This window comes from Clavibacter sepedonicus (assembly GCF_000069225.1).
In the GTDB taxonomy this organism is placed as follows: Bacteria; Actinomycetota; Actinomycetes; order Actinomycetales; family Microbacteriaceae; genus Clavibacter; species Clavibacter sepedonicus.
Genome location: NC_010408.1, coordinates 26602 through 52243, shown reverse-complemented (window position 1 = coordinate 52243; position 25642 = coordinate 26602). Strand labels below are relative to the sequence as shown.

Sequence of the window (25642 nt, the reverse complement as noted above, 5' to 3'; positions counted from 1 at the left end):
CGGTCATAGTTCTCATCTCGTTCTACGCGGCTCCTTTATCGGCATCCGCGAATACGTGCAGTATCGGTCTCGTCACGTCTCGTTGCGACGTTACGATTCCCGGGACGGGTGATCCTGCGCCAACTCCAGGGGCGGGTGGTGGCGGTGATCAAGGCTCTCCGATCGGGTTCACGCCTGGGCCGCAGACGTGCAAGTTCGGCGACACCGAGGTGCCGTGCTCGACCGGTGACGGGGCGTACAGCAGCACCGGGAGCTGCACCGGCTACATCAAGGTCGCCGATCCTCAGACGACGCCGCCGTCGGGCAAGTCGGCCGCCGTCGGGGCCTGGTACAAGTGCACGCCGTACTGCCCCCCGGACCTCGGTGAGGGGTGCTTCGGTGCCACGTTCTGGTCGGATACCCCCCCCGGCCGGCGTCGTCCAGTACACCCCGGCGCAGGCCGCGGCCGCGCTCGTGAAGACGTTCCAGCTCCGCGGCATCGACATCGGCATGGCGCCCGAGAGCAAGGTCCACAGCGACGACCCGCCGAACACGGCGCCCTACCGGCGCACGTGGGTCGGGATCCCGGTGTGGCTCTGGGTCAACAACCCCGCCCCGCTCAGCTACGGGCCCTACACGGAGACGGGCACGCTCGGAGGGACCACGGTCACCGCGACCGCGAAGGTGTCCTCCGTGACGTGGAAGAGCGGCGACGGTCAGAGCGTCACCTGCGGCGCCGGCACCCCTTTCAACCTCGCCGCCATGAAGGACCAGCTCGCGCAGGACTCCCCGACGTGCGGCTTCCGCTTCCAGAAGACCTCCGGTAGCGGCGAGTTCACGATCACCGCGACCAGTCACTGGACCGTCACCTGGACCGGTGGCGGCACCAGTGGACAGATCGCCGTCCGAGACACCTCGAGCAGCGCCATCGTCCGCGTCGGCGAGCTGCAGTCCGTGAACACCAACACCGTCAACCCCTTCGGCTAGAGAGGCACCTCTGATGCGCAAGATCCTCACCGGACTCGGCTCGTTGATCGCGCTCGTCGCGATCATCGGGGGAGTGCCCGCCGTTCTGCTGATGGCGGCCGGCAACCCGATCCCCACGCCCGACCAGCTGCACAGCATCGTCACGCTGACCCCGGACTACGGCAACGTCATCCTGCTCACCCGGATCCTGCCCCTCGTCGGCTGGGTCGCGTGGGCCCTGTTCGCGATCCCGATGCTGTTCGAGATCGCGGCATCCATCGCCGGCCGCACCACCACCAAGCGCTCCTGGGCGTTCAAGGGCCAGCAGCAGCTCGCGGCCACGATGATCGCCGCCGTCCTCGTTATGTTCGCCAGCTCCGGCGGTGTCCAGGCTGCTTCAGCAGCCCCCGCCCACAGCGACATGGCCCGCACGACCGCGAGCGCCCCGCAGGCGCCCGCCACCGTCACGGCGCCCGCCACCGCGACGGCCGCAGCGCCCGCAGCGGCGTCTCCGGCACCGGTCGCCGCGGCGCCGGCCACCGTCGACGTCCAGCACACGGTCGTGCACGGCGACACGCTCTGGGACCTCGCCGAGCACTACTACGGCGACGGCGCCCGCGACGTCGACATCTACAAGGCCTCCGCCGGCATCACCCAGCCCGGCGGCGCCCACCTCAGCAACCCCGACCGCATCCTCCCGGGCTGGCAGCTCGTCATCCCGGGCGTCGCCGCGCCCCAGCCCGCCCCGACGCCTGAGCCGGCTGCCGCGCCCGCACCGGACGCCGGCAGCACCAGCGGCGCGGCCGCGTCGACGTCGTCCTCGTCCACCGCCGACGTCGGAGCCCCCTCCGACCTCGCCGGAGGCGCTGGGGGCGGCGGCGCCACCGTCCAGGACGCGGCGCCGTCCACCCAGACCGAGACCGAGGCGCCTGCCGCGGCGCCGTCCGCCGCGCCGGCACCAGCCGCCGCCGCGCCCGCACCGCCCGTCGATGCTGCGGCGAGCGCCGGCGCCACCGCTTCGGACGACGTCGACCTGAGCATTCCGCTCACGACAGCGGGCGGCATCGGCGCGTTGCTGGCCGCGGCGTTGCTGGCCGCGTTGGGTCGTCGGCGCCAGATGCAGCGTCGGAAGCGTCAGCCGGGGACTCGGATCGCGATGCCGCAGAAGCCGGCGAGCGAACTCGAGCTAGAGCTGCGGATGGTGGAGGACCCGCTCGGGATCACCGACATCGACAACGCGCTGCGTGGTCTGCAGATCTGGGCTGAGGACACCGGCAGCGCGTTGCCGGAGCTGTTCGCCCTGCGCCTGGAGAAGTCGGAGATCGCGCTGTACCTCACCGGTCCCGCGGAGCTCCCGGCCCCGTTCGTGAAGGCGCACCCGGACGGAACCGCGTGGGTCATCACCCCGGGGACGGCGCTGACGCCCAGCAGGGATTCCGTGTCGCCGTACCCGGCCCTGATCACGATCGGCGTCGACGAGCGCGACGGCGTCCTCATGCTCGATCTCGAGCAGATCGGATCCCTGAACATCACCGGCGACGACGCCACCGCGCGCGGCCTGTTGAACGCCATGGCGGTGGAGCTCGCCGAGAACCCGTGGTCCGACCAGATCCAGGTCACCCTCGTGGGGATGCCGCACGGGCTCGCCCGCGACCTCAACCGGTTCCGGGTGCAGCACGTCGACGACGTCGACGCGCTTGTGCGGAACATCCGCCACGACCTGCAGGAGCGCGAGCACGCGCTCGCGTCCTACGGCATCGGTGGTGTCCACGCAGGCCGCGTGCACGCGACCGAGGCGGAGTCGTGGGCGCCGCACATCGTGATCCTCGCGGAGGTGCCCTCGGAGGAGAAGCAGACCGAGCTCGCGGAGCTCGTCGACCGGATCCCGCGCCTGGGCGTCGCGACCGTGTCCAACGGGGCGACCGTCGCCCGCGGATCCACCATCGAGCTCAGCTCCCGGACGAGCGCGCAGCTGGTCTCGGCCGGCGGCGCAATGCCGCCGCTCCCGTTCGCCCCGCAGCTCCTAGACGGCGAGGAGCTGCGCCTGATCCAGCAGCTGTTCGACACCACCCAGCACGAGTCCGTCCCCGCTCCCGCTCGCGTCGACGAGATCCCGGCCACGGCCACCGTGCTCGCGGACGCGTCGACGGAGGAGGCGCACGTCGACGTCGTGGCCGACGCTCCCACCGAGGTGCCCGCGGACGCCCCGGACGCCGTGGACGTCGTGCTCCATGACCAGGACGAGGCACCGACGCAGGCGGTGGCCGAGGCTCCGGACGAGGAGCTCCCCGCAGCGGCCGCGGCCGCGGACACCACCGCGGCCGAGGACGAGGTCGTAGAGGAGTCGCCGAGCTGGCCGGCGCCGTACGTGCGCCTGCTGGGCCCGGTCGACGCGCTGCACCTAGCCGACGAAGACGCGATGCCCGGCCGCGGCGTGGAGCTCATGGCGTACCTGCTGCTGAACGGCCGAGTCGAGGGCCGTCAGCTGCAGATGGCCTTCTGGCCGGACACCAAGGACGCCTCCAACAACCAGCGCGGGCTCGCGAAGAAGGTGCGCCTCGCGCTCGGGCACTCCCCGACCGGGGAGCTCCTGCTGCCGGAGAACGTCAACCACCAGGGCTACACGCTGCACCCCGCGATCCGCAGCGACTGGGACGACTTCCGCGACCTCATCGGACCGGACCTGAGCCGCACGTCGAACGAGGACCTGGTCCGGGCTATCAAGCTCGTCCGCGGGCAGCCGTTCAGCGGATGCAACACCGTCCGCTGGTGGCAGTGGATCTCGATCCCGCTCGAAGAGATGATCGCGGCCGTCATGGACGCCGCCGACGAGCTCGGCCGGCGTGCGCTGGATGAGCGTGACAGCGACCAGGCCCGCTTCGCCGCGCGGGTCGCGCAGTCGGTCGACCCGCTGAACGAGGCAGGGTGGCGTACCGAGCTCCGCGCCGCGATGCAGACCGGCGACACGGACGAGTTCCGGCGCATCGTCGACGCCATGTACGCGCGCGTCAGCGGCACGGATCCCGACTACGAGCTCGACGACGAGACCCAGGACCTCGTCACCGCCGGCGACCGGCAGCAGTAGAGGAGCTGGGGGAGTGGCCACGGACGCACACGCGCCCCTCGAGGACGCACGCGTGCCCCTCGAGGACGCGACCGCGACCGTGGCCCTCCCCGCAGCGCCCCGCGTCAACCGGTGGAGCCTCGTGGGCGCCGGCGCGCTCAGCGCCGGGATCCTGCCCCTCTACGCCACGACCCCCGACCACCGGGCGCACGCGGTGACGCTGGTCGTGATCGTGGCCGCATTCGCCGGCACCCTCGCCGTCATCGACGTCCGCACGCTGCGGCTCCCCAACCGCCTCGTCGGGCCTCTCGCCGTCGTCGGCCTGGTCCAAGCGATCGGCCTAGGCATCCTGACCGGCGACGCCACGCAAGCCCTCGTACCGCTCGGCGCCGCCGGCATCACCAGCCTGCTCTACCTCGGCTGCTGCCTCGCGAAATGGATGGGCTACGGCGACGTCAAGTACGCCGGCGCACTCGCCCTCTCGATCGCCATCTACGCCGGCTGGGCAGCGATCTACCTCCTGCCCATCGCGTTCACGATCGGCGCGATACAGCGCATCGTCGAGCACTTCACCGGGCTCGGACGCACCGGCGGCCGAGCTCACGGACCCGCCATCACCCTCGCGGGGATCGGGATCCTGCTCCTGTTCACGGGCCCCGTGTAGTCCCGCCACCGCTCACCCCGCTTCACCCGCAGACGCCGAGCCTGTGCTCTGAGACGATGGCGACGTGCCCCTGAACATCGACACGACGCAACAACTGCGATCGTCACCCCACCTTCGCAACCTCGTGCAGGCCGTACTCGACGCCCACGACGCCGACGAGCAGCACTACGTGGAGTGGAAAGGGAACCTCGACCTCAAGACGAAGGAAGCGCACTTCAGCATCGCCAAGTGCATCCTGGCCATGTCCAACCGACCCGTCGAGCTGGCGAAGGCCTACTTCAACGGCTGCGGGTACATGGTCATCGGCGCAGAACCGGGGCACATGCACGACCTAGAAGTCCCAGACATGGCGGACCTGGAGCCGTGGGTCCAGCGGTACACGGGACCAGAAGGCCCCACCTGGACAGGTCACACGGTCCGCATCGACGGATCCACCGCCTTGGTCATCACCGTGGAGCCGCCATCTGATGGAGATCGCCTACATCCGCTCGTAAAAGAATCTGGTTCCTATCACGCAGGAACGGTGTTCGTGCGGCATCAGGCCCGATCGGCTCCCATGAATGTCGCCGACCTCAGAGCCCTTGAGCACCGCCTCCTCGCCGGATCCGCCGGCCCCGCCGCCATCAGCGGAATCGAGGTGGAGCCAAACATCAAGGGCGCTATTCAGATAATCGAAGTCGACTCGGACCTCATCGACAAAGTGATCGACCGCGAGCGTGAAGCACTCAAAATCAAACGTAAAACGTCCACAAGTGGTGCGGGCATGCTGTCCGCGCACAACCGCATTGACGGCAGGACAGAATCGGATTACAGGAACGCTCGGACGCAATACCTATTCGACCTACGGCAGGCGTTACCAGATCATGTTATTCACTCTGCTCTCGAGCGACGACAAGGTGAACTACGCCTGCGGGTAACGAATACAACAAGTCATCCAATGAGTGACGTGATGATTCGCCTTCAGGTAGAGGGGGACGTGCGAGCATTTGAGGAGGCTATTGACGTAGACGGCGACCTGCCAGACAGGCCCGCACCACCAAGTCCAAGTGATGCCTTTGCCAACATGCCCATGATGCATCACCAGGCGTCGTTGCTGAGGGCCAGTGACTTCGGGCTCATGCAAAAAGGTGTCGAAGTCGCGCCTGGCGGACGACAGATCACATTTCGAATAGGCGCGCTTCACGCCTCAGAGTCAACCACAACGCCTACATTCGTTCTCCTAGCCTGTGTTAATCAAGCGTCACTCGAGGAGGAGCGGTACGCACCAAGACGCGCCACCGTGCAGATCTCCTCAGGAGAGAGGTCAGGAGTGCAGGAAACGGAGCTGGTGCTGAACACCACGGGCGTCACCTGGAATCTGAATGAACTGATCGAACTCGACCTTCGATGAGCGCGCGAGTCGCGGCGAGCGCTCGCCTGGTACATGAGGGGGGCGGGATCTTCCCCGTGGATGCGGATCCCGTTGTGCTCTTCTCGCGTCGCGGTCGGGGCGCCGGCGCGGCCCGCGGACGCGCAGGGGAGCAGGAACAAGCGCTCGTAGCGGCCGGTCTGGATGTGTGTGAGCGACGCTCGGGGGCCCTGCGATCGGGGTAGTGCCTACCTAGTAAGCGTGAGTATGATCGTGTACACGACGGGCCGGTATCCGGAACGTTGTCTGCCGAAGACCTCGCCTTGCGCGAGGTTTTCGTGCGTTAGGGGTCCCAGCGCCAGACCTTGTAGATGACCGGCTCGAGCGTCTGCCAGAGCGCGCGCACCGACTTCGCGACGCGCGGATCTGTCTCCGTGTGAGCGTCGAGGCGGCGGTAGAGGTAGGCGATGCCATCCGCGGCCTGTAAGCCCGGCATGCTGGCCGAATCCTCGAAGGCTAGCGGCGGGACGACTGCCTGCAGCGTGCTGCTCTTGTACCCGGGTGTCCCCGCGATCTGGTATCTGACCATGTCCTCGGCGTGCGCCACCTGGCCGGGCACCTCATCGGCCACGATGCGCACCGTCGTCACGCGTTGCCGCGCGTACGCGTTCACGTCCTCCAGAATGTGCTGCAGCACGACTCGGTGCGGCGGGTCGGGGTACTTGTACCGGGCGTTCAGTCGAGGAACATCGACACCCCGCACGACGACCACCGCCGGGAGGCCGGCCAGCTCCGTCATCCACTGCTGCATGATCCGAATGCGCGCACGGACGGCCTTCGATACGGGCTCGAACCCATCACGACCTGTCATCAACGAGTGCGCGTGCATCTCGGTCCCGCGCGAGATCCCGAAGCCAGCGATGAAGTCATCCATCCGGCCCCGTGCCTCCTCGAGGAGTCCGAGATCAGCCTCATCGATGATGAAGGCCACGATGTAGTAACGATCGTCGGTATAGGACTCGTCCAGGTAGGCAAGCAGCACCCGCTCATCATGGCACCGCACGCACATCTGTTCGCGAACCTCGGCGCCCGCTCCTGTCTGCCGTGGGCTAGGTTTCGATCATGGAGCACTCGGAGATCGCCGCCAGAGCGGTACGGCCCACTGCCACGGACCTACTCGAGGCCCGTGAATGCATCATGCGTAATCTCGACAAGGCTGACTCCGCATCATTCGTTCAAATCCGCGCCGACATGCTTCGCGCTCATGGTCTTACTTGGAAAAACGACGGACGCGTTGACTTCGAGGGCACGCATGGTCATCTTCTGGGTCTCAATAAGTCCGACCCGTTGCTGCAGCAGGAACGAATCAACTACGCGCTCCGTGAAGTCTTTGCTCAACTGGTGGCCGAAGGGGCGCTGCTGCCCGTCGAGGCAAACGGAAACGCTCCTGCAGTCGGATCCGTATACGTCCAGAACTCGAGCGGAACCACATCGTTCGACTACGAGCACCACTACGCCCAATTCCCGCAGGCTGGTAGGTGGAAGAGCGCAGCGTCTCCGGCGCACCGATCCGCACTCGCCAATGTCACCCTGCCCGAGGAGCTGCCCGAGCTTCTGGGTCCCCGGGGCGTTCAGGTTCTCGCTGAAGCCATTCGATGCTTCCACAAAGGACTATTCATCGCGGCAACTGATCTCCTGGCCGCTGCCAGCGAAGCGGCCTGGTTCAAACTTGGCGGATATATTGCTGACGATGCGCAACTGGCTGACCTCGTAAAGTCGGGCACCAATGCAGCAAAAGTCATCGAGCGGACCGCCGACTCAATACAGCGCACACGAGCCTGGAATGCTCAGCAGCTCAATGACCTGCGCGCACAGGCTGCCCATCTGCGTGATCTCCGAAACTATGGGCTCCACCCCATCGGCGTTTTTGACGACGATAGAGAGCCCGCATTCGGCGAAGCGGGCTGCGCAGTCCTCTTCATGGCCGCGCCCCGCTACTTCCGAATACTCGAGCAAATCCGGCAGGTTCTTGCGGCTCGAGCCAATGCGGACGCGCCAACGGGCTAGGGTGTCGCGAAGCGGGCATGACGTGCTGCTGGAGCTCGTCTCACCCGCGGTCCCTAGCCGCCCGGCCAGGTCTTCCTGCGCATGGCGCGCCAGCGATGCGGCGAGCGCACCGACCTGCGCTGCGCGGATGGCAGGGCCGGCCAAGCCGCGCTGGCGGGTCGGAGCCTCCTGGCGTGCGCTGTGCTCTTCGACGTCGGCTGCGAATTTGACCCACTCGGTGCTCTAGCTGTACTGGGTCATGACGTTGGTGACACTCGGGCCGCGGGCGTGAGCCCGTGGCTCGAGTGGATCCGTTCAGTGTTGTAGTGCTCGATGAAGGGGTCAAGCGCGTCGGCGCGGTGTTGGTTGCTGGTGAAGGGTTGCCGGTAGGCCCACTCGGTCGCGAGGGTCCGGTTGAAGCGCTCGACCTTGCCGTTCTGCCAGGGGCAGTGCGGGCGGATGAACTTCTGCCGCGCGCCCAGGTCCTGGACGGCGTTCTTGAACGCGGTCGAGTGCCGGTAGGCGAACGCGTTGTCCGTGATGACCCGCTCGATCCGGGTGATCCCATGCCCGGCGAAGTACGCCGCTGCGCGGGTCAGGAACCCGGCCGCGGTCGCGCCTTTCTCATCGGGATGGATCTCCGCGTAGGCGAGACGGGTGTGGTCATCGACCGCGGCATGGACGTAATCGAACCCGATCCCGCGGCCGCGGACCTGCTCGCTGCGCCCGTGGACCCGCCAGCCGCCTCCGTCCGGGATCCTCCCGAGCTTCTTCACGTCCACGTGGATCAGATCACCCGGATGCTCGTGCTCATACCGGTGCGCCGTTGACCGGGATGCCCGGATCACGGCCCCGGTGACGGGGTCCAACCATGCCAACGGCGGCGCCCCGTGCCGGCGCAGGATGCGGGAGATCGTACGGGATGGAACACCTGTCACCGGCGCCAGCCGCGCAGGACCCGCCCGCAACTGGGCCCGCGCTTCCAGCACGGCCCGTTCCCGCTCCGGGCTCGTTCGCCTCGGTACTGACCGGGGCCGCGATGACCGATCCGTCAGCCCTCGCAGCCCCTCGGCACGGAACCGGTTCACCCATCGATGCGCGCACTGCCGCGACACCCCCAGCTCCCGCGCGACGTGCGCGACCGGCCGACGATCCTCCACCACCCGCCGCACGAGGAGAACCCTCCCGTGAACCGTCAGACGAGCATTACCGTGGGACATCGAGGCCTCCTGGCGATGGTTGAACTGAACAGCTCCATCAAGCCAGGAGGCCTCTTCACACGCCCCGAAGTGTCACCAACGTCATGGCCGAGTACAGCTAGCGCCCACCCCTCGTAGGTAGAGGCCCCACCGGGGCCGCCGAGAGAGGGAGTCGCCATGCACCACCGTGAACTGCTCCACCAGGTGCCCCAGAGCGGGCCGTCGCGCGTCGCGAGCACCCGGCCGTACTCGCCGGCCCTGCCCGAGGAGATCACCGCAGATCTGCCGCCGGTCGCCGCCCCGTCTGTCGCGTACCTCGACGCCGTCGCCTGGCTCGACACGCTGAACGAGCTCTGCAAGCTCGACGCCGAAGCCCAGGAGCGGTTCGCGGTCGACTTCTGTGAGCTCATCGACGAGATCCCCGCGAACCTCGATCCCGACCGTCCCCTGCCTACGCCGACGGAGTTCGCGGACGAGAACTGGGCGGCCTACTGGGCGGCACCGCCGTTCTCGTCGTTGCCGGGTGGCTGCTGCCCGCCAGGTCCCGAGTCCGAGCGTCTGGCCCGGATCAGTGCGCTGCACGTCACCCTCGGGAGGCCGTCAAACCTCGCCCCGATCACCTCCCTGGACGAGGCCCTGGGTCTCACCCCGCTTCGCGACGAACGCCCGGGGGCTCCTGCAGTCGACCCGAGCTGTGCGTAACTATTGCCATATGTGTAAGTCGTATGAGTAACTATCAGTAGGTGTAGCGAGCGGTGAAGGGACGACCGATGTTGATGACCAGGTGCGTGTGCAGCGCATGCGGGCACGTCTTCGCGCACGGCGACGTGCTCGAGACCGTGCGCGGGCTCGCCTGCCCGAACTGCCGGGCGGCCCGGTTCACCTGCTCGCCCGACGGCGCGGGAGGCGAGGCCGTCGTGGACTACGACGACGGGCTCTGGACGCCCCGCTGCCAGCCGTGCGCGTGGACCGGTACCGCCGAAGGTCGGATGGACACGACTGAGCGCGCCGCACGGATCCACAACTCCGAGCAGCACCTCCAGGTTCCGCGCCCCGAGTGGGCGGAGGTCGCCCGATGGGCCGCCGAGCAGGCGCAGGTGGGCGCACGATGAGCGACCAGCGGACCGCGCCCGGCGAGTCCCTCTTCGCGAGCGTCGGCTTCCTGATCACGGTCCTGGCCGTCGGCTTCTTCGTGGCCGTGCAGGCGGGCATTCCTCCGGCGGTCGACGTCTACCGATGGATCCATCAGCGGGTCGACGTGTCGTTCGAGTCGCTCGACTGGAACCGCAACGGCGCGTACGTGTCGCTCGGCCCCGTCACGGACGACCTCGCGGCGGCCGGCCTGATCACCCTCACCCCCCACCCAGCCATCAACGCCGACGCGGTCAAGGCCCTCCTGGACGCGATCCCCGCCGGTGCCACAGGAGCCTCCTACGCGTACTCCCCGGACGCGTTCGGCCCCCGGTGGTCGGACACCGACCAGAACGGCTGCGACCAGCGCAACGACGTCCTCGCCCGCGACCTCACGGACATCCGCTACACGCCCGGAACGCACAACTGCGTCGTGTCCACCGGAACGTTCTACGACAGCTACGCCGACAACAGCGGACCCATCAGCTACTACCGCGCCGAGGAGCTCGCCACAGGCACTTCGCCCGCCGCGATCGACGAGGTCGTCCCCCTCCGCTGGGCCTGGCAGCACGGGGCGAACACCTGGAGCGCCGAGCAGCGCGAGAAGTTCGCCACCGACTTCGCCAACCTCCAGACCACCCAGGCATCCAGCCTCGCCGGCAAGTCCGACCAAGACGGTCCCGCCAGCTGGCTGCCACCGGCTGAGAGTCACGCCGCCTGCCTGTACGTCACCCGCTTCACCAACACCGTCAGCCAGTACCACCTCACCCTCGACGACGACGACCGCAGCGCCATCCGCCACGTCCTCGACGCCTGCACCCCGCCCCGCCCCGCAACACCCACGACCCCGGCTTCATAGCGCCGACCAGCGCTATGCCGCGCCCAGACCCCTGCAAGGAGGACCCCGTGCTCACGATCAGCTGCAGCCGCTGCGGAATCGAGTTCCACACCGCCGGCCCCATCTGCCCCGACTGCGTCGACGTGCTCGCCGACCTCGACGCCATGACCACCGCCTCGCCCCCTCCCACCGCCACCCAGCCGCGACCGCAGGGCATCTACACCGGCCACCGCGTCCTCTCCCAGCGGCGAGGACGCCTCCCGGCGGAGGTCGCCTCCACCCTCGATGCGGAGATCCGCCGGCTCAACGCCCTCCGGCGCTCCGACAAGGAGATCGCCGAGCTCCTCGGCGTCGGCGACGTCACCATCTGGCGCCGACGGAACCATCTCCGCATCCCCGCCATCTCTACCGCCGGCGTCACCCACTGGCGCGCCGACAACGCCGCGGACCTCAACCGCGAGTACCTCGACCACGGACGAGCCCACCGATGGTCCCCGGACCGCGATCTTGTCGCCAGCTGACCCCCTCACCCATCACGCGCCTCGAGCGCCCGAGCCCCACAGGAAGCCACCGTGACCACCACCCACACCCCGGCGCCAGCTCTGGCGACCGACACCCTCCCGCTGACCATCCACCTCCCCCTCCCCGCCTACGCCGCCCTCGTCAAGATCGCCGAGCACCGCCACATCGAGGCTCGCGAACTCGTCGCCCAGCTCGTCCAGCACGCCATCAACGTCACCTGCGGCAAGACGCCCCGCGCATGCGAGGTCAGCGACGAGCAGCTGATCAGGATCAACGACCTCGCACTCGCCGGCATCCACGCCGACGAGATCGCCCACCAGCTCGACCTGCCCGAGCGGGTCGTCAGCCGCACCATCCAGCGCCTCCGCCCGAACCCGCGCTCCAAGCGCGCACGCGAACTCGGACTCACCGGCTCCTGACCCGTCACGGGCCCACCACTCACTCCGTCCCGCCCGCATGACGGGCATCCAGAAAGGCCCCACCGTGAACCTCTTGCCCCTCACCCAGGGAACCGCCCTCGTCCCCGGGGATGTCCTGATCCCCGGCGCCGTCCTCATCTTGGGCGTGGTCGTCGTGGCCATCGCGTACGACCTCATGACTGAGCACGCACGCTGGTCACCCTTCAACGGGCGCGACGACTACTTTGGCGTCGATCTGACCGACGTCGACGCTGCCAGCCACCGCGCGGACTCCGTCGTACGGAAGGCGTTCGAGCGCCTTCCCGGCCCGTCCTTCCTCGTCGCTGTCAGCCACGACGAGAACCAGGTCCTCGCGGTGACCGTGAGATTCCGAGGTCCTGTGCCGCAGATGTGGAGCGGGTTCTGGCGGAAGGCGACTGAGATTCGAGTGCAGAAGCTCCTCGCCGCCCAGACGCTGCACGGGGGCGAGTGGACGACGCACTGGGGCACGGACAAGGACGAGGTCCAGTTCACCCGCGTACAGACGGCCGTCCATCTGGAGCCGGTCGCGCCGGTCGCGGACGACACCGGCACGGTCTCGAGCCGAGCGGCCGTCGACCTCGAGCAGATGCACGCGGACGCCGCTCGCGCCCGCTGGGCCCGCGTCGCATGCGCGCCAACCTCGGATGAGCGGAGGCAGGCGAACGAAGCGTGCGCCCACCACCTTGACACGCTGCTCGCCCTCGAGGACCAGCGCGCAACCGCCGACACCGGCTCACCCGCGCATCGCACGGTCCTCGCCTCCGAGCCCTTCACCGTCACCCTCTGCGAGCAGAACCTCCACGCACAGACCCTCCCCATTGCCCACGAGGTCGGCGACCGCCGAGAGCCGGTCGGGTCATGAGCGCGCAGGAAGGTCGGTCGTGCGGGCGCTGCCGCCGGTCGATGCGTCCGCAGGGCGCGTCCGTGGAGCGGTTCCCGGGGACGGTGGAGCACAACGCGTTCGGGCTCTGTAGGACCTGCTACGCGCAGGACAAGCGCGAGAAGGAGCGGAAGCTCCCGCCCGGGGCGCGGGCGGGCGCGAAGCGCAGGGGGCGGCGTCCGGGTGGGCTACCACGCATCCAGGGGCGTCTGCCGGACGACTACGCGTTCCTGCGGACGCACGACGACGATGTCGAGCTCGTGCGGTGGACGTTCACGAAGGTGGGGCCGGTGGACGAGCTCGTGACCGGGCGCTTCGCCGGATGCACCTCGGACGCGTGGAAGCTCCAGATCAACGGGGCCGTCGTCGCGTTCCCCCGGGAGGTCTGGGAGGTGTGCCTCCCATGAGCGGCCAGATCGACGGCGCGGACTCGGGTGCGGCGGTCGCCTCGGTTCCGGTAGGGCCGCGCCGGCTGCAGCTCTCACGTCGACGCGGTGCGCGACTGCCCGAGGGCGCCGTGTCGGTGGCTCGTCCGTCGCAGTGGGGCAACGGCTTCCGTATCGGCGACACCGTGCGGGTCGGTCTGATCGAGGCCACGGACGACGACTCCATGGTGCCGGTCCCGGACGCTGCGACCGCGGTCGAGTTCTACCGCCGGTGGGTCAGTCGACGGCTCCACGTGCAGCTGCAGGTCCGTGAGCGTCTCGTCGGCCGAGATCTCGCGTGCTGGTGCCGCGCCGACCAGCCGTGCCACGCCGACGTGCTCCTCGAGATCGCGAGGACGCCCGTGGACGAAATCTGGGCGGGCGCGAGATGAGGGCCCGGATGCTGGAGCCGGCCGTGAGGCCGCTGAGCGAGTTCGAGCCGGAGCGCGATGGTCATGCCCGCGTCCTGCAGGGGGCGTACGGCGACAGCGCGACGCGGGAGGCCCTCGGCGCCTGGTGTGAGCGGCGGGCGGCCGAGGGTGAGTTCACGTTCCTGGCCCCGTTCGCCCCGGTCGAGGGTCGCGGCATCAGCACCATCGCCGATGAGCGACTCTGGCCGGCCGCCCTCGAAGCCGTCCGCGACGAGCTGAGCCGCCGGCACGCCGTTCGGCTCCGCATTGAGGAATGGGCGGGTTCCGCGCTGGGTCCGCTGCGCCCCTGGTACGTGGTCATCGACATGAGCTGGGTTCGGGACATGCATTCCGATACCTGCAAGGCACACGTGTTGGGCCTCATCGGCGAGATCGTCCGCCAGGGCGCCGGAGTCGGAATCCACATTCTCGCCACCCGGGCTGACGGCCCCGCTATCTACCTGTACCAAGCCAATCTCCTGGCCGCGGAGGTATCTGCATTCGATACAGGCGCCATCACGCTCGACGGCCTCTAGCCACCTAGCTCCACATCACTTCAACGAAGGGACACACCATGAACTGGTTCAGCAAGAACTCGAAGAAGCAGCCCTGCACCGGCAACGACATCCTGCCGACGGTCATCGAGCACCCGGGAATCAGTCTCTACGGGGACAAGTTCGGAGACCCGGCATCTCCGTGCCTGTACTACGGCGTCGACGCCAGCGGCAACGCCATCGGGTGGGAACTCGGCCGAACCTCGACCGCCGCTCATGTGCTCGCCATCACCCCGACCGGACTGGGGGGTGGATCCCTCGTCGGTTCCCTGATCGTGGGCGCGGTCGTGCACAGCCTCGACATCTTCCTCATCGACCCGAAGGGCGTTGAGTTCGCGCCGTATCGTGGCATCCCCGAGTGCAAGATCGCGTCCTCCCCGGAGGAGATCTCCGCAATGCTCGACAAGCTGACCGACACGCTCTACGGCCGCTTCGGACAGGTCAAGGGCGACGCGGACGGCGCTGATGCGCTTCGACCGCTCGTGGTCATCGTCAACGACTTCCCGTGGATCAAGCGCGACGCCGGCGCCACGTCGCTCGAGCAGCTCCACGAGCTGATCTCGCTCGGGCGCTCCGCGGGCATCCACGTCCTCATCAGGGCACCGCGGCCGGACGCGGAGCTGGTCACCGGTGGCATGCGCGACAACCTCGCGCATCTGATCGTCCTGGGCGACCCGACCGAGCAGGGATCCCTGATGCTGTGGGGCGATGCCCGCTTCGCCGAGAGGAGTGTCAGCGCGCCCGACCGGGCTCTCGTGTCGAGGGGAGCGGGGGCGCCGGCGCCGGCGCAGCTGTTCGGGGTCGACGCCGCGGACGCGACGCTCCAGGAGAGCCTCCGGGGAGGCTGGGCCCTCGAGTGTGTCCGCTCCGTGGTGAGCATGCGTCCCGACCTCAAGGAGCTACCCAAGGGCTCTCCCTCGCATCTGCTCGTCCTGGGGCAGAAGGACGAGGAGGGATCTCAGATGATGTGGGGCGAGGTCCTCAATCCGGGCGCTGACCCGAAGCTCTTCGGGTTCGACCGGCCGGTCGACTCGGAGCAGGACCAGTGAGCCAGCCCGCCAGCGACGGCGAGGCGGAGAGCCGCCTCGAGGCATGGGAGCGGGCCGCAGCGGACCTCCTCGAGGGGCACGACTGCAGCGCGGCCGCGGAGCGCGCGTACCGACGGACGGTGCGCGCCGAGAGGGAAGCGGGCATGACGCGGCGGGCGCTCTCCGAGATCCGGACCGCGGTCGATGGCGCGAACCTCGACGCCGGCGCGAACGCGTCCGCGCTCGGCACCATCCGCCTCATCCTCGAGGACGCTGAGATGCGTCGTCTGGGCCAGGCGCTCGTCGACGACGAACCTGATGCGGGACAGGACTCGTCGTGGACCTGACGCTGACGGACCTGTTCTGCGGTGCCGGCGGATCCTCGTCTGGCGCCCTGCAGGTCCCGGGTGTGCGTGTGCGGATGGCGGCGAACCACTGGAAGCTCGCGATCGAGACCCACAACACGAACCACCCCGACACCGACCACGACATCGCGGACCTGTCCCAGGTCGACCCGCGCCGCTACCCGCGCACGAAGATCCTGTGGGGATCCCCCGAGTGCACCTCGCACTCGCAGGCCGCGGGCATCAAGCGGGGGAGCACGCAGGGGGAGTTCGACCTCTACGACGACCGCCCGCTGCCATCCGAGGCAGCCGAGCGGTCCCGGGCCACCATGTGGGACATCCCGCGGTTCGCCGAGTACCACCGGTACGAGGCGGTGATCGTGGAGAACGTCGTCGACGCGGCGAAGTGGATTCAGTTCCCGGCCTGGCTGATGTCGATGGAGCTCCTCGGCTACGACCACGAGACCGTGTGGCTCAACTCGATGCACGCCCAAGCGCTCGGTGCGCCGGCGCCACAGTCACGGGACCGGATGTACGTCGTGTTCTGGCGCCGCGGGAACCGGCGTCCCGATCTGGCGAAGTGGACGCGGCCGCGGGCGTTCTGCCCTGAGCACGGCATCGTCCGCGCCGAGCAGGTCTTCAAGAAGCGCGAGCGGTGGGGCCGCTACCGGGCGCAGTACGTCTACCAGTGCCCCAAGGTCTCCTGCCGCGGTCGTGTGCTCGAGCCGGGGTGGCTGCCGGCGTCCTCAATCATCGACTGGTCCATCCCTGGCCAGCGCATCGGCGATCGCCTCCGCCCGCTCGCGCCGAAGACGCGCGAGCGGATCCGCCGCGGCATCGAGAAGCACTGGGCGCCCGTCGTGGTCGAGGCTGCCGGCAACGCCTACGACTCCACCGACCCCAAGCACCGCCAGCACAGCAACCCCGACGGGTACGTGCGCGCCTGGCCGAGCACCGACGTCCTCAAGACCCTGCACACCACCGCGTCCAAGGCGCTCGTCGTGAACCACCTCTACGGCGCCGACGAGCGCCGCTCACGGCCCGTCGAGGACCCGCTGCCCACCCTGGTCGCCTCCACGGTGAACGCGTCGCTCCTGGTCCCGGTCGAGGGCCGGGACGGGAAGCACGCGGCGCCGGTGTCCGGGCCGCTGCGCACGCAGTCCACCCGCAACGAGACCGGCCTCGTCGTCCCGCTGCGCACCCACGGCACCGCGGCGTCGACCGCTGAGGCGTTGAAGACCGTCGTCGCCGGCACCGTCTCCCAGGCACTCGTCGTCCCGCTGCGGAACCACGGCGTCACCAAGCCGGCCCAGCAGCCCATCGACACCGTCGCCGCCGGCGGGAACCACCACGCGCTCGTGATGCGGAACAACACCGCCCGCGGAGACAGCAGCCAGATGTCCACCCCGGTCCACGAGCCGATGCGCACGCAGACCGCCAGCGGCACCCAGTCGCTCCTGCAGCCGGGCGCGCGGATCTCGGTCGACGTTGACGACTGCGAGTTCCGCATGCTCACCCCCGAGGAGATCAAGCGCGGCATGGCGTTCACTGCCGAGTACCTCCTCCTCGGCACCAAGCGCGAGCAGGTCCGCCTCGCCGGGAACGCCGTCACTCCACCGGCCGCACGGGACCTCATCGCGGCCGTCGCCGAGTCCCTCGGCGTCGACGTCGGCCCGATCAGCATGGACAGCTTGGAGGTGGCCTGATGGGCCGAAGTACCGCACGGCAGGGTGGCATCAGCGTGATGGGGCTCCTGGGGCTCATCGTTCTCGGGGCCGTGCTTTTCGGCCCCCACCTGGACACGCAGAGCCAGACGCACTGCACCGTCACGGGGAAAGACCGCGTCTCCGGGTACCGGGGAGCCACAGACTCACGGGTCTACACGTCGTGCGGCGTCCTCCGCGTCAGCGACTCCATCGTCACCGGGCACCTGCGCTCAGCAGACACCTACGCCGCCATCGAGATCGGCAAGACCTACGACTTCGACACCGAAGGCGTCCGCATCGGATGGCCCCTCTCCCAATTCCCCAACATCCTCGAAGCTCGCGAATCGTCATCGTAAATCACTCTCAGAAAGGTGAAAATATGTCCACGCATACTCCCGAAGGGCGTTTCGTCTACGGTGGCCTGCGCCCCGATCTGGACCTGCCGGGCGCCGACCTGGTCCTACCGAAATCAATTTACGAGTCCGCAGACGGCCAGCTCTGGCAGGCGCGTTTTGCCAGGCAGGACGGCCTCGGACGTGTCTGGAAGCCGGTGAAAGGAGTGTCGGCTAAGAGAAAGCGGCAGCTGAATCGTCTGATTATCGTGGCCCTTGGATTCACTCTCCTCGCCCCGCTGGTTGTCCACATGGCGCGCTTCTCGTTCGGGTTCGTAAACCCGGAGGTCGCCGCCTGCGCGCTGGGCATCACGGGTGTGGTTGCCGCCATCGCCGTCATGCAGGTCACCGAGAACGAGGTCGTGGTGGCTCGTGCGGACTCGCCGGACACCGACGAGCCGACACCCGGGGGCCCGGTGGACTCATGACCAAGCACTTCCCGACATCCCCCATCGACCTCGCCGCCGTGCGCGCCCAGCTCGACGACGTCCACAGCGCCACCAGCCGAGCTCAGGAGGAGCCGCTGGACATCTCGCTGCGGATCGCGGCCGAGGAGCAGTGGAAGCAGCTCGGGAAGCGGGTGCCGGCGCTGCTGGCGAACCTGCAGCAGGCGCAGGCCGCGCTCGAGCGCGCGAATGCCGTCGCAGACTTCGCGGCGGACCCGCCCGTCGATGACGAGCTGCTCGCCATCGCGCGGGGCGCCGATGCCTCAGCTCGGCCCACCGAGGAGGCGGCCGGGGCCCGCCGCGAGCTCTACGCCCGTGGCGCCCGGGACGCCATCGCCGGGGTCCTCGCCGTGCATCACCCCCAGACTCGGTACTCCTACGACGACGGCGAGACCAGTCATCCCACCGAGGACGACGCTCACCGGTACTTCGAGGCCGACCCGTACTGGACGGCAGGCGTGCCCCTTCCCGAGCTCTACACCCTCGAGGTCTGCGCCGAGTGCGGCGCGTTGGAGAGGCGCGGCCAGGAGCTCTACCAGGATTCCCTCTGGCCCTGCCGCACCATCAAGACGATCACTCCATGGAGGCTCATCGCATGACTGCTCTCCCATACCGGCAAGCTCGGCCCGCCGACGCGTACCCGCTGGCGTGGGCGCACGCCCGCGCGCTCTTCCAGCGCAAGTCCTCGCGCGTGGGGTGGCTCATGCCGCTCTACTGGCTGACCTCGCAGGTGACCTACGCCATCTGGATCGCCGACGGCGACGTCTACACCGCCGGCCGCGCATCCAGCGTCGTCATGACCCGCCGTCGAGCGCGGAGGTGGGGCCGAGCCCTCGGCATGGCCGTGACCACGCTGATCCTCTTCACTGTCCTCGTCCTGGCGGCCGCGCTGATCCTGCCGCCCTTCATCACCACCGTCTTTCTCTCCTGCCTGATCGGCGTCCTCCTGCTGCTCCTCGTGGCCTTGATCGTCAGCGCCTTCCCCCTGGCCGCCGACCCGCTCTACAAGCCCGCCCTCCGCGACCTGTCGGCCGCCGGCCCCGTCGTCGTCCTGCATGACCTCGTCCGCTCGCCCGACGACACCCCTGGAACGGGCACCCAGCTCCTCGCCGCCATGCTCCGCGACCCACGCTTCACGTCCAGCACGGTGATCGCCACGGCCGTCACCAACGACCTCGCCGACCGCTACTGCGCCGCCGGCATGCGCCGCGCCCAGCCCGGGTCCCGCGTCGTCATCCGCGACGCGGTCCATAGCCTGTAACCAGCGCCGCCCCGGCGAGCGCCGACCGAAGGAGACCCCGTGAGCCCGCCGACGCGCCCCGCGGCCAAGAACGACCTGCACCTCGCCGACGACCTGCACCTGGACGCCGACTACGTCGCCGGCGCGAGCATCGCGCTCCTCGGCAAGCGTGGCGCCGGGAAGACGTACGCAACGCGGGTCCTCGCCGAAGAGCTCCACAAGGCGCACGTGCAGACGGTGATCCTGGACCCGATGGGCGTGTTCTGGGGCCTGCGCTCGAGCGCCGACGGGCACCGAGAGGGGCTGCCGATCCCGGTGTTCGGCGGCGCGCACGGCGATGCACCTCTGGAATCCACCGCGGGCGCGCTGATGGCGGACCTCGTCGTCGACGACGGCCTATCGATGATCCTGGACATCTCGGAGTTCAACTCCCGCACGCAGGAGCGCGCCTTCGCCGCAGCGTTCTTCGACCGGCTCTACCGCCGTAACCGCACCCTCGTGCACGTCATCATCGATGAGGCCGACCTCTTCGCCCCGCAGCGTCCCCGCGGCCAGGACGCGCCCCTGTTGGCGACGATGGAGAACCTCGTCCGCCGCGGCCGGAACCGGGGCATCGGAGTCACCATGGCGTCCCAGCGCGCCGCGACGCTCAACAAGGACGTCCTCACCCAAGTCGACGCGCTCGTGGCCATGCGCGTGACCGCCCCACAGGACCGCGACGCCATCCGCGAGTGGGTCCGTGGGCAGGGAACCGCCGACGACTGGGAGAAGATCGCCCCCTCCCTCCCCGCGTTAGAGAACGGCGAGTGCTGGTGGTGGATCCCGGAGAAGAAGATCCTCAAGCAGGTGCAGGTCCGCGGCACCCGCACCTTCGATTCCTCACCCACCCGCACGCGCGGCGCAGCCTCGCGCGTCCCCACGACCCTCGCCGCGGTCGACCTGGACGCCATCAGTACCCGGATCGCGGCGACCGTTGAACGCGCGAAGGCCACCGACCCCCGCGAGCTCACCAAGCAGGTCCGCGACCTCGAGCAGGCGCTCGCCGCCGCCAGACGGGCCACCGTCGACGCGCCCGCGCCCGCGCCTGCGCCCCTGCCGGCTGTCGTTGACGAGCTGGCCCAGGGGCGCCTCGACGAGGCCCGCACCGCCCTCGAGGAGGCGGTCGCGCGGCTTCGCTCCCACGAGACCCACCTCGAGCAGACGATCACTGACCTCCTCGAACAGGGCACCCGCGTCCGAACCGACGTCGAGGCGGCCGCCGAGCAGGTCGCCGGCGCGCTCGCGGACGTCAGCGGCCCGCGGCCGGGGGCCCTCGGGCGCCCGGACAGCCCCTCCGCGGCCATCTCGCCCGCACCAGCTCCTCGCCCGGCCCCAGAGCCTGACCACGCGCCGGCGGAGCCCTCCGGGGACGAGAAGGGCCTGACGCCGGCGCACCGGAGGCTGCTCGACGCGCTCGCGGTCCTCGAGGCCGTAGGGCTCCACAACGTCCCCCGAGCACAGCTCGCCTTCTTCGCCGGCGTCTCGCCGCGCTCCAGCGGCTACGGCAACAACCTCGGCGCCCTCCGCACCGCCGGCCACATCGCCTACCCCGCCGGCGGCTACGTCGCTCTCACCGAGACAGGACGCGCCCACACCTCACCGACCGCACTCGACGACCTCCGCACCGCACCGACCCTCCGCGAACAGACCCCGTTCCTGCAGCAGCAGATCCAGAAGCTCACCAAGCCCGCACACTGGCGGATCCTCGAGGCCCTGATCACCGCGCACCCCCACCCCATCGCCCGCGAGGCGCTGGCGGCCGAAGCAGGGGTGTCCCCCAAGAGCAGTGGCTACGGGAACAACCTCGGCGCTCTCCGCACGCTCGGGCTCATCGACTACCCCGAGCCGGGTCAGATCGTCGCCAGCGACGTGCTGTTCCTGCCCTGATGGTGCGGCGGCTGGCCAAGGCGCTGACTTGTTGGGCGGTGTCTGCGGATGGTCTCAGAATGGGGACCATGGCACCCATTCGCAGCTTCGGAGATCGCGCACGACGAACGACCGTAGGTGCTCCGAGCCGCTCGGGCCGGGTGCCACGATGATGGACGGCTGGGACCCCGGCGCCGTGGCCACGTTCTGGGCGGCTGTCATCGCGGGCGTGGTGGGGCTGGTGGCCGTCATCGTTACGATCGCCGATGGGATCTCGACCAGGGGCGTGACGCGCGCCTTCGCCGCTCGCGAGCAGAGCTGGACCCGCTGGTCCTGGGCAATCGAGAAGGCCGTGAGCGACAGCGCGGCCGAACGTGAGATCGGGCTGGCAATGATGGATGCTCTGAGTGACATGCCCTGGCTCTCGGAGGATGATGAGCGAATAGGCTTCGCCCTATCGGCGGCCGTAGATGCTCGCAACGCGCGCGAGGACGCGGAGCCGCCGAAGCGCGAAGGCCGTTGGGGAAGGAAGAACCGATGAGCACGAACAAGGACACCGATCAGGCCGTGCAGCATGCACGTTCCGTCCAGGCGAAGATGGCCAAGCGGCTCGAAAAGCGCGGAGTGACCGCCCGCGCCACCAAGTCCGGCAAGTTCGTCACCGTGACGTTCGCTCGACGTGAGCCCACGACCACGGCGAAGCTGACCGAGAAGTGATTTCGGGCGGCATACCCGCCCGGCGAGACGTCAACGACGAGGACCCCAGCCTGTAGAGGCTGGGGTCATCCTCGTTATGCGGAGGTGCGCCGGTTCAGGTGAGAGATTCGGGGTTCGCTGATTCCTGCTCGCTCGCGGATCTCGGCCCACGTCGGGCCGTCTTCGGCTGCCAGCGCAGCCTCGATGAGCGCGTTGCGTTCGGTGAGGAGGGCGGTCATCGTGGCCTCGAGCTCCACACGCTCGGCGGTGAGCTTGCGGAGGCGCTCGAGCAGCTCCTCCGGGCCTGCATCTCCGACGACGCCAGGCAGCGGCTGGATCGCGTTGTAGCCGTTCTTGTAGAACGCCGCCCGCGAGATCCCAAGGGCCTCGGCGAGCGCCGTGGCCGGTGTGGGGGTGGCGCGGAGTGCGGGGAGGAGATCTCGCTGCTGGCTGCGGCGGGTGTCGATGTCGGCGGCGGTGGCCGTGATGAGGTCGCGGAGTTCGGTGAGGCGGTCGGTGGTCATGGGGTCCTCATGGTGAAGGTGCGGGGCGGGGGGACGAGGACGGCACCCGGCTCGGGAGGCGAAACTGTCAGATCTACACCAGTGAGCCGGGTGCCGTGAACCAGGCTAGCCGGTGGCGGCCTGGGGCCCAGCGGGCAGCGGTGGCGCTGCGGTGGTCGGTGGGCGTGGGGGTGCCGGGCGGGTGCTCATCGGTCGTCTGCTCCGCAGGGGCTGTTGAGGTGTTCGGGGCTGGTCGTGCCGGCAGCGCAGACGCCGCAGAACCGCTCGTCGTCACCGTCTTCGTCGTCGCCGTCCTCGTGCGCGTCATCGGCGACGTCGACGAGAGCTGCCGTGGAGGTGGTGCTCTGCTGTTCGAGGGCGGTGAGGAGTCCGGCCAGGCGGGTGTGCGCCCAGGGGGAGATGTAGTGGTCTTCGGCCCAGCTCCGGAGCACCTGGCTCAGGGCGCGGGCGTCGGCCGGTGTGGGGAGATTGGCGAGGTCAGCGCGGAGCGCGTCGACGAGGGCGAGGAGCGGCCGGACGTCGTCCTGGGATGCGGCGACCGCGTCGACGAGGGCGCGGTAGGGCCCGAGTGCTCCGGTGTGATCGGCGTCGTGCGCCGCTCGTGCCTGGTCGGCGGCGTCGGCGCGGGCGTGCATGGCTGCGAGCGCGTCGACGTCGGCGTCGGGTGCGGGCGCCGAGGTGAGGGCGTGTCGGATGGTCTTGGCGTCGGCGACGACGTCGAGGACGTAGTAGCCGGTGTTCCGGTGGGCGGCGTTGGTGAGCCGCTGGAGGGCCTCCTCGACGTCGGCGTGCCCGGCGATGGGCCTGGTGCGTTCGTCGTGGACGGCTTGGAGGGCGTCGGCGGCCTGGTGCATGAGCGCGGCGTTGGTGGCGCCGACGATGGCGGGTTCGCCGCGGCCGCGGAGCTGCGTGATGAGATCGGGGTCGATGGGCGGGGTGCTCATGTGGTCGTCCTCTGTTCGAGCTTCGCGGTCTGGAGGATCTTCTCGAAGGGGTACCTGTCGTTCCAGGGGTGGCCGGTGGCGACGGAGACGGTCGTGCTGTTCACGCTCACGACTTCGTGCCAGCCGAGGCGGGTGCGGATGTGGGTGGCGCCGAGGACGTCGTCGCGGGTGAGGCGCGGGCGCTCCTGCTTGGCCAGCATGTTCTCAAGCCGGCGCACCTCGAAGCCCCAGTGCTCCATGCGGTCGTGGGCCTCCTTGGCGTCGCGGAGGAGCCTGTCGAGCTCGCCCTGCACTTGGCGATGCGCAGCTTGCGAACCGGAGCCGCCGTAGCTGAGCAGCCCGCCACGGTAGGTGCGGGCGCGCTCGCGCGCACCGTTCGCCCTCTCGACATCCTGCTCGGCGAGAGCCAGCTCACCCCGGGCGTACGCGAGGCGATCGAGGAGACGGGCATAGCCGCTCACGAGCCGGCCCCCTCTCTGACATCGCGGAGCGTCACGAGGGCTTCCGACTGCTCCGTGGCGTCGAGCCGCGCCTCGAAGCGGGTGCGCTGCACGGTGTCGTCGACGTCGAAGCCGACCTTGTCGCCCTCGCCGTCACGGACGAGAGCGATGGCCTCCTTCTTGGAGGAAGCATCGACCAACACCGTGCACACCACGACTTCGCGGTACGACACCATGTAGAGCTTCGACGGACGCTGCTGGGGGGTCATCCCTGCGCCTCCCACGGGCCAGCGGCGACGCGGCGGACGATGTGATCTCCGGGATCGGAGACAACGCCCCCTCGCTTCAACCACTGATCGGCGAGACGCTTCCCCTCGTCTCCCATGCCCATGATTCGCTCGATGATTCGCCCGGCCTCGTCTCCATACGCGCCCTCGTACTGCACGCCCCACTCCACGGTCATCTCGGCGGCGGCTCGTGCGCGCTCCGCGGTGACGCCCGCCTGGTGCGCGGCGCGGACAACGTCCCAACGGTGGAGGTTGTCGGCTCGTTCCATGAGCCATTCGCGGATGTCGTCGTCGGTCGGGTTGATCGGGAGCACCGGCTCCGTGTGATCGTTCATCGGGTCTCTTTCTCTCGGTGGGTCGGGCAGAGGGTCGGGCCGACGGACCAGCCACGCTCGTTGAGCACGGCGATGATCTGCTCGTCGGTCATCGTGGCGCTCTGCTCGACCCGCTCCTTGTCGGGGCAGGTGAAGTCGTCTCCGATGCACTCCACGAGGGCGTACTGCGGGCCGCGATCGTGGTCGGCCATGATCGCCCGAAGGGCGGGCCCCATGTGGTTGGCCGAGCGGCTCACGACTGCACCCCACCGATGAGGCGGAGCTTGGCCTCCCCAGAGGCGCGCGCTCGCAGGTTCGTGCGGGACGGGGCGAGCATGGCGCGCGCCTCTCTGCGGTTGATCGTGGGCAGCGCAGGCCGTGTGGGTGTCTCGGCGGCGAGCGGTGCGGGGGCGGAGAGGTAGGCGAGGACCGTCCTGATGTCGTCGAACTCCTCGGATCCGGGACCCCACGCCATCGGGTCGAACAGCCGCTCGAAGGCGGCACGGGCGGCGCGCTGATGAGGCACGCTGCTCTCCTCCACCGGGTCAGTGGGTCCGCCCAGGGGCTCGGGTGAGATCGGCTTGGAGTACCCGGCGGCGACGAGATGCCGCGCGAGCCTGTCGGCGATGACGGAGTCGGGGAACCCGAAGGTGTCTCCGCTGGGCCAGGACGCGGTGACGATGTCCTGAGCGAGGCGGGTGACTGCCTCGATGTGGGAGGTGGTGGTCATCGCTCTGCCGCCTGACCCTCCGGGCGACGGCCTTCCGCACGCTCGCGAGGTGTCCCGGTGCGCGGAGCGACGGGGCTGCTGCCGTCCTCGATCGCCCGGATCTCCTTCTGGGCCTTGTGCGCGAAGTACCCGAACGCCACCGAAGGGGCGAGTGTGCCGATGAAGGCGACGGGTCCGACA

Annotated in this window: 33 protein-coding genes; 24 read left to right on the top strand and 9 right to left on the bottom strand. The window is 69.2% G+C overall.

All coding sequences use genetic code 11. From position 1 onward, the window contains the following. Nucleotides 1-453 precede the first annotated feature (453 nt). The 4 genes from CMS_RS15880 to CMS_RS16965 all read left to right on the top strand — a co-directional run bounded on the left by CMS_RS15880 (nucleotide 454) and on the right by CMS_RS16965 (nucleotide 6063). Nucleotides 454-966, top strand: coding sequence for a hypothetical protein (locus tag CMS_RS15880; protein WP_223842810.1), 513 nt, complete (start codon nucleotides 454-456; stop codon nucleotides 964-966). Between the two features lie 13 nt (nucleotides 967-979). Beyond that, nucleotides 980-4030: a LysM peptidoglycan-binding domain-containing protein gene (locus CMS_RS15875; protein ID WP_012300378.1), complete on the top strand. Its 3051-nt coding sequence runs from the start codon at nucleotides 980-982 to the stop codon at nucleotides 4028-4030. A 13-nt stretch (nucleotides 4031-4043) separates the two neighbouring features. Beyond that, a complete protein-coding gene (locus CMS_RS15870) occupies nucleotides 4044-4673 on the top strand; it encodes a prepilin peptidase (protein ID WP_012300377.1) in 630 nt (209 codons plus the stop codon). Nucleotides 4674-4737: 64 nt separating this feature from the next. Next, nucleotides 4738-6063 (top strand): hypothetical protein, encoded by a 1326-nt coding sequence (locus tag CMS_RS16965; protein ID WP_012300376.1) that lies wholly within the window; start codon nucleotides 4738-4740, stop codon nucleotides 6061-6063. A gap of 301 nt (nucleotides 6064-6364) precedes the next feature. On the opposite strand, the gene CMS_RS16960 is transcribed toward CMS_RS16965, so the two are convergent. Beyond that, entirely contained in the window at nucleotides 6365-7063 is a 699-nt protein-coding gene (locus tag CMS_RS16960; RefSeq protein ID WP_158309462.1) for a DUF3800 domain-containing protein, read from the bottom strand. A gap of 80 nt (nucleotides 7064-7143) precedes the next feature. On the opposite strand from CMS_RS16960, the gene CMS_RS16955 reads away from it, so the two are divergent. Further along, entirely contained in the window at nucleotides 7144-8088 is a 945-nt protein-coding gene (locus CMS_RS16955) for a hypothetical protein (protein WP_012300374.1), read from the top strand. A gap of 236 nt (nucleotides 8089-8324) precedes the next feature. Here CMS_RS16955 and CMS_RS16950 read toward each other — a convergent pair whose 3' ends face one another. After that, entirely contained in the window at nucleotides 8325-9287 is a 963-nt protein-coding gene (locus CMS_RS16950) for an IS481-like element IS1121 family transposase (protein WP_012296860.1), read from the bottom strand. Nucleotides 9288-9443: 156 nt separating this feature from the next. Between CMS_RS16950 and CMS_RS15850 the strand changes: the two genes are divergently transcribed. The 19 genes from CMS_RS15850 (at nucleotide 9444) to CMS_RS15760 (ending at nucleotide 22244) form a co-directional block, all read left to right on the top strand. After that, entirely contained in the window at nucleotides 9444-9968 is a 525-nt protein-coding gene (locus CMS_RS15850) for a hypothetical protein (protein WP_012300373.1), read from the top strand. 86 nt (nucleotides 9969-10054) lie between these two features. Continuing rightward, a complete protein-coding gene (locus tag CMS_RS15845; protein ID WP_133064126.1) occupies nucleotides 10055-10378 on the top strand; it encodes a hypothetical protein in 324 nt (107 codons plus the stop codon). Beyond that, entirely contained in the window at nucleotides 10375-11256 is an 882-nt protein-coding gene (locus CMS_RS15840) for an HNH endonuclease family protein (protein ID WP_012300371.1), read from the top strand. Before CMS_RS15845 ends, CMS_RS15840 begins: the two co-directional genes overlap by 4 nt. Nucleotides 11257-11303: 47 nt before the next feature. Beyond that, the gene (locus CMS_RS15835) at nucleotides 11304-11756 is read left to right on the top strand and encodes a hypothetical protein (RefSeq protein ID WP_041465149.1); all 453 of its coding nucleotides are present in this window, start codon (nucleotides 11304-11306) and stop codon (nucleotides 11754-11756) included. Between the two features lie 51 nt (nucleotides 11757-11807). Further along, on the top strand, nucleotides 11808-12176 hold the full coding sequence (locus tag CMS_RS15830) for a hypothetical protein (protein WP_012300369.1): 369 nt from the start codon (nucleotides 11808-11810) through the stop codon (nucleotides 12174-12176). Nucleotides 12177-12213: 37 nt separating this feature from the next. Continuing rightward, complete coding sequence (locus CMS_RS15825; RefSeq protein WP_133064125.1) at nucleotides 12214-13059, top strand: hypothetical protein; 846 nt, start codon at nucleotides 12214-12216, stop codon at nucleotides 13057-13059. Nucleotides 13060-13121: 62 nt separating this feature from the next. Then, nucleotides 13122-13484: a cupredoxin domain-containing protein gene (locus CMS_RS15820; RefSeq protein ID WP_133064124.1), complete on the top strand. Its 363-nt coding sequence runs from the start codon at nucleotides 13122-13124 to the stop codon at nucleotides 13482-13484. After that, a complete protein-coding gene (locus CMS_RS15815) occupies nucleotides 13481-13894 on the top strand; it encodes a DUF4326 domain-containing protein (RefSeq protein ID WP_012300366.1) in 414 nt (137 codons plus the stop codon). The genes CMS_RS15820 and CMS_RS15815 overlap by 4 nt, the downstream gene beginning before the upstream one ends. An 8-nt stretch (nucleotides 13895-13902) precedes the next feature. Then, nucleotides 13903-14448: a hypothetical protein gene (locus CMS_RS15810; protein WP_012300365.1), complete on the top strand. Its 546-nt coding sequence runs from the start codon at nucleotides 13903-13905 to the stop codon at nucleotides 14446-14448. Between the two features lie 38 nt (nucleotides 14449-14486). Then, a complete protein-coding gene (locus CMS_RS15805; protein WP_012300364.1) occupies nucleotides 14487-15515 on the top strand; it encodes an FtsK/SpoIIIE domain-containing protein in 1029 nt (342 codons plus the stop codon). Then, the gene (locus CMS_RS15800) at nucleotides 15512-15841 is read left to right on the top strand and encodes a hypothetical protein (RefSeq protein WP_012300363.1); all 330 of its coding nucleotides are present in this window, start codon (nucleotides 15512-15514) and stop codon (nucleotides 15839-15841) included. Before CMS_RS15805 ends, CMS_RS15800 begins: the two co-directional genes overlap by 4 nt. Continuing rightward, nucleotides 15832-17544 carry a DNA cytosine methyltransferase gene (locus CMS_RS16350; RefSeq protein ID WP_049792024.1) on the top strand — a complete coding sequence of 571 codons (1713 nt, stop codon included), beginning with the start codon at nucleotides 15832-15834 and terminating at the stop codon, nucleotides 17542-17544. Before CMS_RS15800 ends, CMS_RS16350 begins: the two co-directional genes overlap by 10 nt. A gap of 38 nt (nucleotides 17545-17582) precedes the next feature. Then, on the top strand, nucleotides 17583-17900 hold the full coding sequence (locus tag CMS_RS15790; RefSeq protein ID WP_407637332.1) for a hypothetical protein: 318 nt from the start codon (nucleotides 17583-17585) through the stop codon (nucleotides 17898-17900). Between the two features lie 23 nt (nucleotides 17901-17923). Continuing rightward, nucleotides 17924-18364, top strand: a complete 441-nt coding sequence (locus CMS_RS16945; RefSeq protein ID WP_012300360.1) for a hypothetical protein — start codon at nucleotides 17924-17926, stop codon at nucleotides 18362-18364. Further along, complete coding sequence (locus CMS_RS15780; protein ID WP_012300359.1) at nucleotides 18361-18981, top strand: hypothetical protein; 621 nt, start codon at nucleotides 18361-18363, stop codon at nucleotides 18979-18981. Before CMS_RS16945 ends, CMS_RS15780 begins: the two co-directional genes overlap by 4 nt. Beyond that, nucleotides 18978-19643: a hypothetical protein gene (locus CMS_RS15775; RefSeq protein WP_012300358.1), complete on the top strand. Its 666-nt coding sequence runs from the start codon at nucleotides 18978-18980 to the stop codon at nucleotides 19641-19643. The genes CMS_RS15780 and CMS_RS15775 overlap by 4 nt, the downstream gene beginning before the upstream one ends. Before the next feature lie 39 nt (nucleotides 19644-19682). Then, entirely contained in the window at nucleotides 19683-21548 is a 1866-nt protein-coding gene (locus tag CMS_RS15770) for an ATP-binding protein (protein WP_012300357.1), read from the top strand. Nucleotides 21549-21696: 148 nt separating this feature from the next. After that, a complete protein-coding gene (locus tag CMS_RS15765; protein WP_106408786.1) occupies nucleotides 21697-22068 on the top strand; it encodes a hypothetical protein in 372 nt (123 codons plus the stop codon). After that, nucleotides 22065-22244, top strand: a complete 180-nt coding sequence (locus CMS_RS15760) for a hypothetical protein (RefSeq protein ID WP_012300355.1) — start codon at nucleotides 22065-22067, stop codon at nucleotides 22242-22244. The genes CMS_RS15765 and CMS_RS15760 overlap by 4 nt, the downstream gene beginning before the upstream one ends. A 74-nt stretch (nucleotides 22245-22318) precedes the next feature. Here the strand turns inward: CMS_RS15760 and CMS_RS15755 are convergent, their stop codons facing one another. The 7 genes from CMS_RS15755 to CMS_RS17260 all read right to left on the bottom strand — a co-directional run bounded on the left by CMS_RS15755 (nucleotide 22319) and on the right by CMS_RS17260 (nucleotide 25462). Further along, on the bottom strand, nucleotides 22319-22747 hold the full coding sequence (locus CMS_RS15755; RefSeq protein WP_012300354.1) for a hypothetical protein: 429 nt from the start codon (nucleotides 22745-22747) through the stop codon (nucleotides 22319-22321). Nucleotides 22748-22932: 185 nt separating this feature from the next. Continuing rightward, nucleotides 22933-23691, bottom strand: a complete 759-nt coding sequence (locus CMS_RS15750; RefSeq protein ID WP_012300353.1) for a hypothetical protein — start codon at nucleotides 23689-23691, stop codon at nucleotides 22933-22935. Continuing rightward, nucleotides 23688-24152, bottom strand: a complete 465-nt coding sequence (locus tag CMS_RS15745) for a hypothetical protein (protein WP_012300352.1) — start codon at nucleotides 24150-24152, stop codon at nucleotides 23688-23690. Before CMS_RS15745 ends, CMS_RS15750 begins: the two co-directional genes overlap by 4 nt. Continuing rightward, nucleotides 24149-24400, bottom strand: a complete 252-nt coding sequence (locus tag CMS_RS15740; RefSeq protein WP_012300351.1) for a hypothetical protein — start codon at nucleotides 24398-24400, stop codon at nucleotides 24149-24151. Before CMS_RS15740 ends, CMS_RS15745 begins: the two co-directional genes overlap by 4 nt. Then, on the bottom strand, nucleotides 24397-24732 hold the full coding sequence (locus tag CMS_RS15735) for a hypothetical protein (protein ID WP_106408719.1): 336 nt from the start codon (nucleotides 24730-24732) through the stop codon (nucleotides 24397-24399). Before CMS_RS15735 ends, CMS_RS15740 begins: the two co-directional genes overlap by 4 nt. Nucleotides 24733-24749: 17 nt before the next feature. Further along, entirely contained in the window at nucleotides 24750-24989 is a 240-nt protein-coding gene (locus CMS_RS15730; RefSeq protein WP_012300349.1) for a hypothetical protein, read from the bottom strand. Then, the gene (locus tag CMS_RS17260; RefSeq protein WP_041465145.1) at nucleotides 24986-25462 is read right to left on the bottom strand and encodes a hypothetical protein; all 477 of its coding nucleotides are present in this window, start codon (nucleotides 25460-25462) and stop codon (nucleotides 24986-24988) included. Before CMS_RS17260 ends, CMS_RS15730 begins: the two co-directional genes overlap by 4 nt. Nucleotides 25463-25642: the final 180 nt, after the last annotated feature.

Bases quoted from the DNA above. Each gene is read 5' to 3' on its own strand.
- CMS_RS15875 (WP_012300378.1), top strand. From the start codon at position 980: ATGCGCAAGATCCTCACCGGACTCGGCTCGTTGATCGCGCTCGTCGCG.
- CMS_RS16955 (WP_012300374.1), top strand. From the start codon at position 7,144: ATGGAGCACTCGGAGATCGCCGCCAGAGCGGTACGGCCCACTGCCACG.
- CMS_RS16950 (WP_012296860.1), bottom strand. From the start codon at position 9,287: ATGTCCCACGGTAATGCTCGTCTGACGGTTCACGGGAGGGTTCTCCTC.
- CMS_RS15850 (WP_012300373.1), top strand. From the start codon at position 9,444: ATGCACCACCGTGAACTGCTCCACCAGGTGCCCCAGAGCGGGCCGTCG.
- CMS_RS15840 (WP_012300371.1), top strand. From the start codon at position 10,375: ATGAGCGACCAGCGGACCGCGCCCGGCGAGTCCCTCTTCGCGAGCGTC.
- CMS_RS15825 (WP_133064125.1), top strand. From the start codon at position 12,214: ATGACGGGCATCCAGAAAGGCCCCACCGTGAACCTCTTGCCCCTCACC.
- CMS_RS15815 (WP_012300366.1), top strand. From the start codon at position 13,481: ATGAGCGGCCAGATCGACGGCGCGGACTCGGGTGCGGCGGTCGCCTCG.
- CMS_RS15810 (WP_012300365.1), top strand. From the start codon at position 13,903: ATGCTGGAGCCGGCCGTGAGGCCGCTGAGCGAGTTCGAGCCGGAGCGC.
- CMS_RS15805 (WP_012300364.1), top strand. From the start codon at position 14,487: ATGAACTGGTTCAGCAAGAACTCGAAGAAGCAGCCCTGCACCGGCAAC.
- CMS_RS15790 (WP_407637332.1), top strand. From the start codon at position 17,583: ATGGGGCTCCTGGGGCTCATCGTTCTCGGGGCCGTGCTTTTCGGCCCC.
- CMS_RS16945 (WP_012300360.1), top strand. From the start codon at position 17,924: ATGTCCACGCATACTCCCGAAGGGCGTTTCGTCTACGGTGGCCTGCGC.
- CMS_RS15780 (WP_012300359.1), top strand. From the start codon at position 18,361: ATGACCAAGCACTTCCCGACATCCCCCATCGACCTCGCCGCCGTGCGC.
- CMS_RS15775 (WP_012300358.1), top strand. From the start codon at position 18,978: ATGACTGCTCTCCCATACCGGCAAGCTCGGCCCGCCGACGCGTACCCG.
- CMS_RS15765 (WP_106408786.1), top strand. From the start codon at position 21,697: ATGATGGACGGCTGGGACCCCGGCGCCGTGGCCACGTTCTGGGCGGCT.
- CMS_RS15760 (WP_012300355.1), top strand. From the start codon at position 22,065: ATGAGCACGAACAAGGACACCGATCAGGCCGTGCAGCATGCACGTTCC.
- CMS_RS15755 (WP_012300354.1), bottom strand. From the start codon at position 22,747: ATGACCACCGACCGCCTCACCGAACTCCGCGACCTCATCACGGCCACC.
- CMS_RS15750 (WP_012300353.1), bottom strand. From the start codon at position 23,691: ATGAGCACCCCGCCCATCGACCCCGATCTCATCACGCAGCTCCGCGGC.
- CMS_RS15740 (WP_012300351.1), bottom strand. From the start codon at position 24,400: ATGACCCCCCAGCAGCGTCCGTCGAAGCTCTACATGGTGTCGTACCGC.
- CMS_RS17260 (WP_041465145.1), bottom strand. From the start codon at position 25,462: ATGACCACCACCTCCCACATCGAGGCAGTCACCCGCCTCGCTCAGGAC.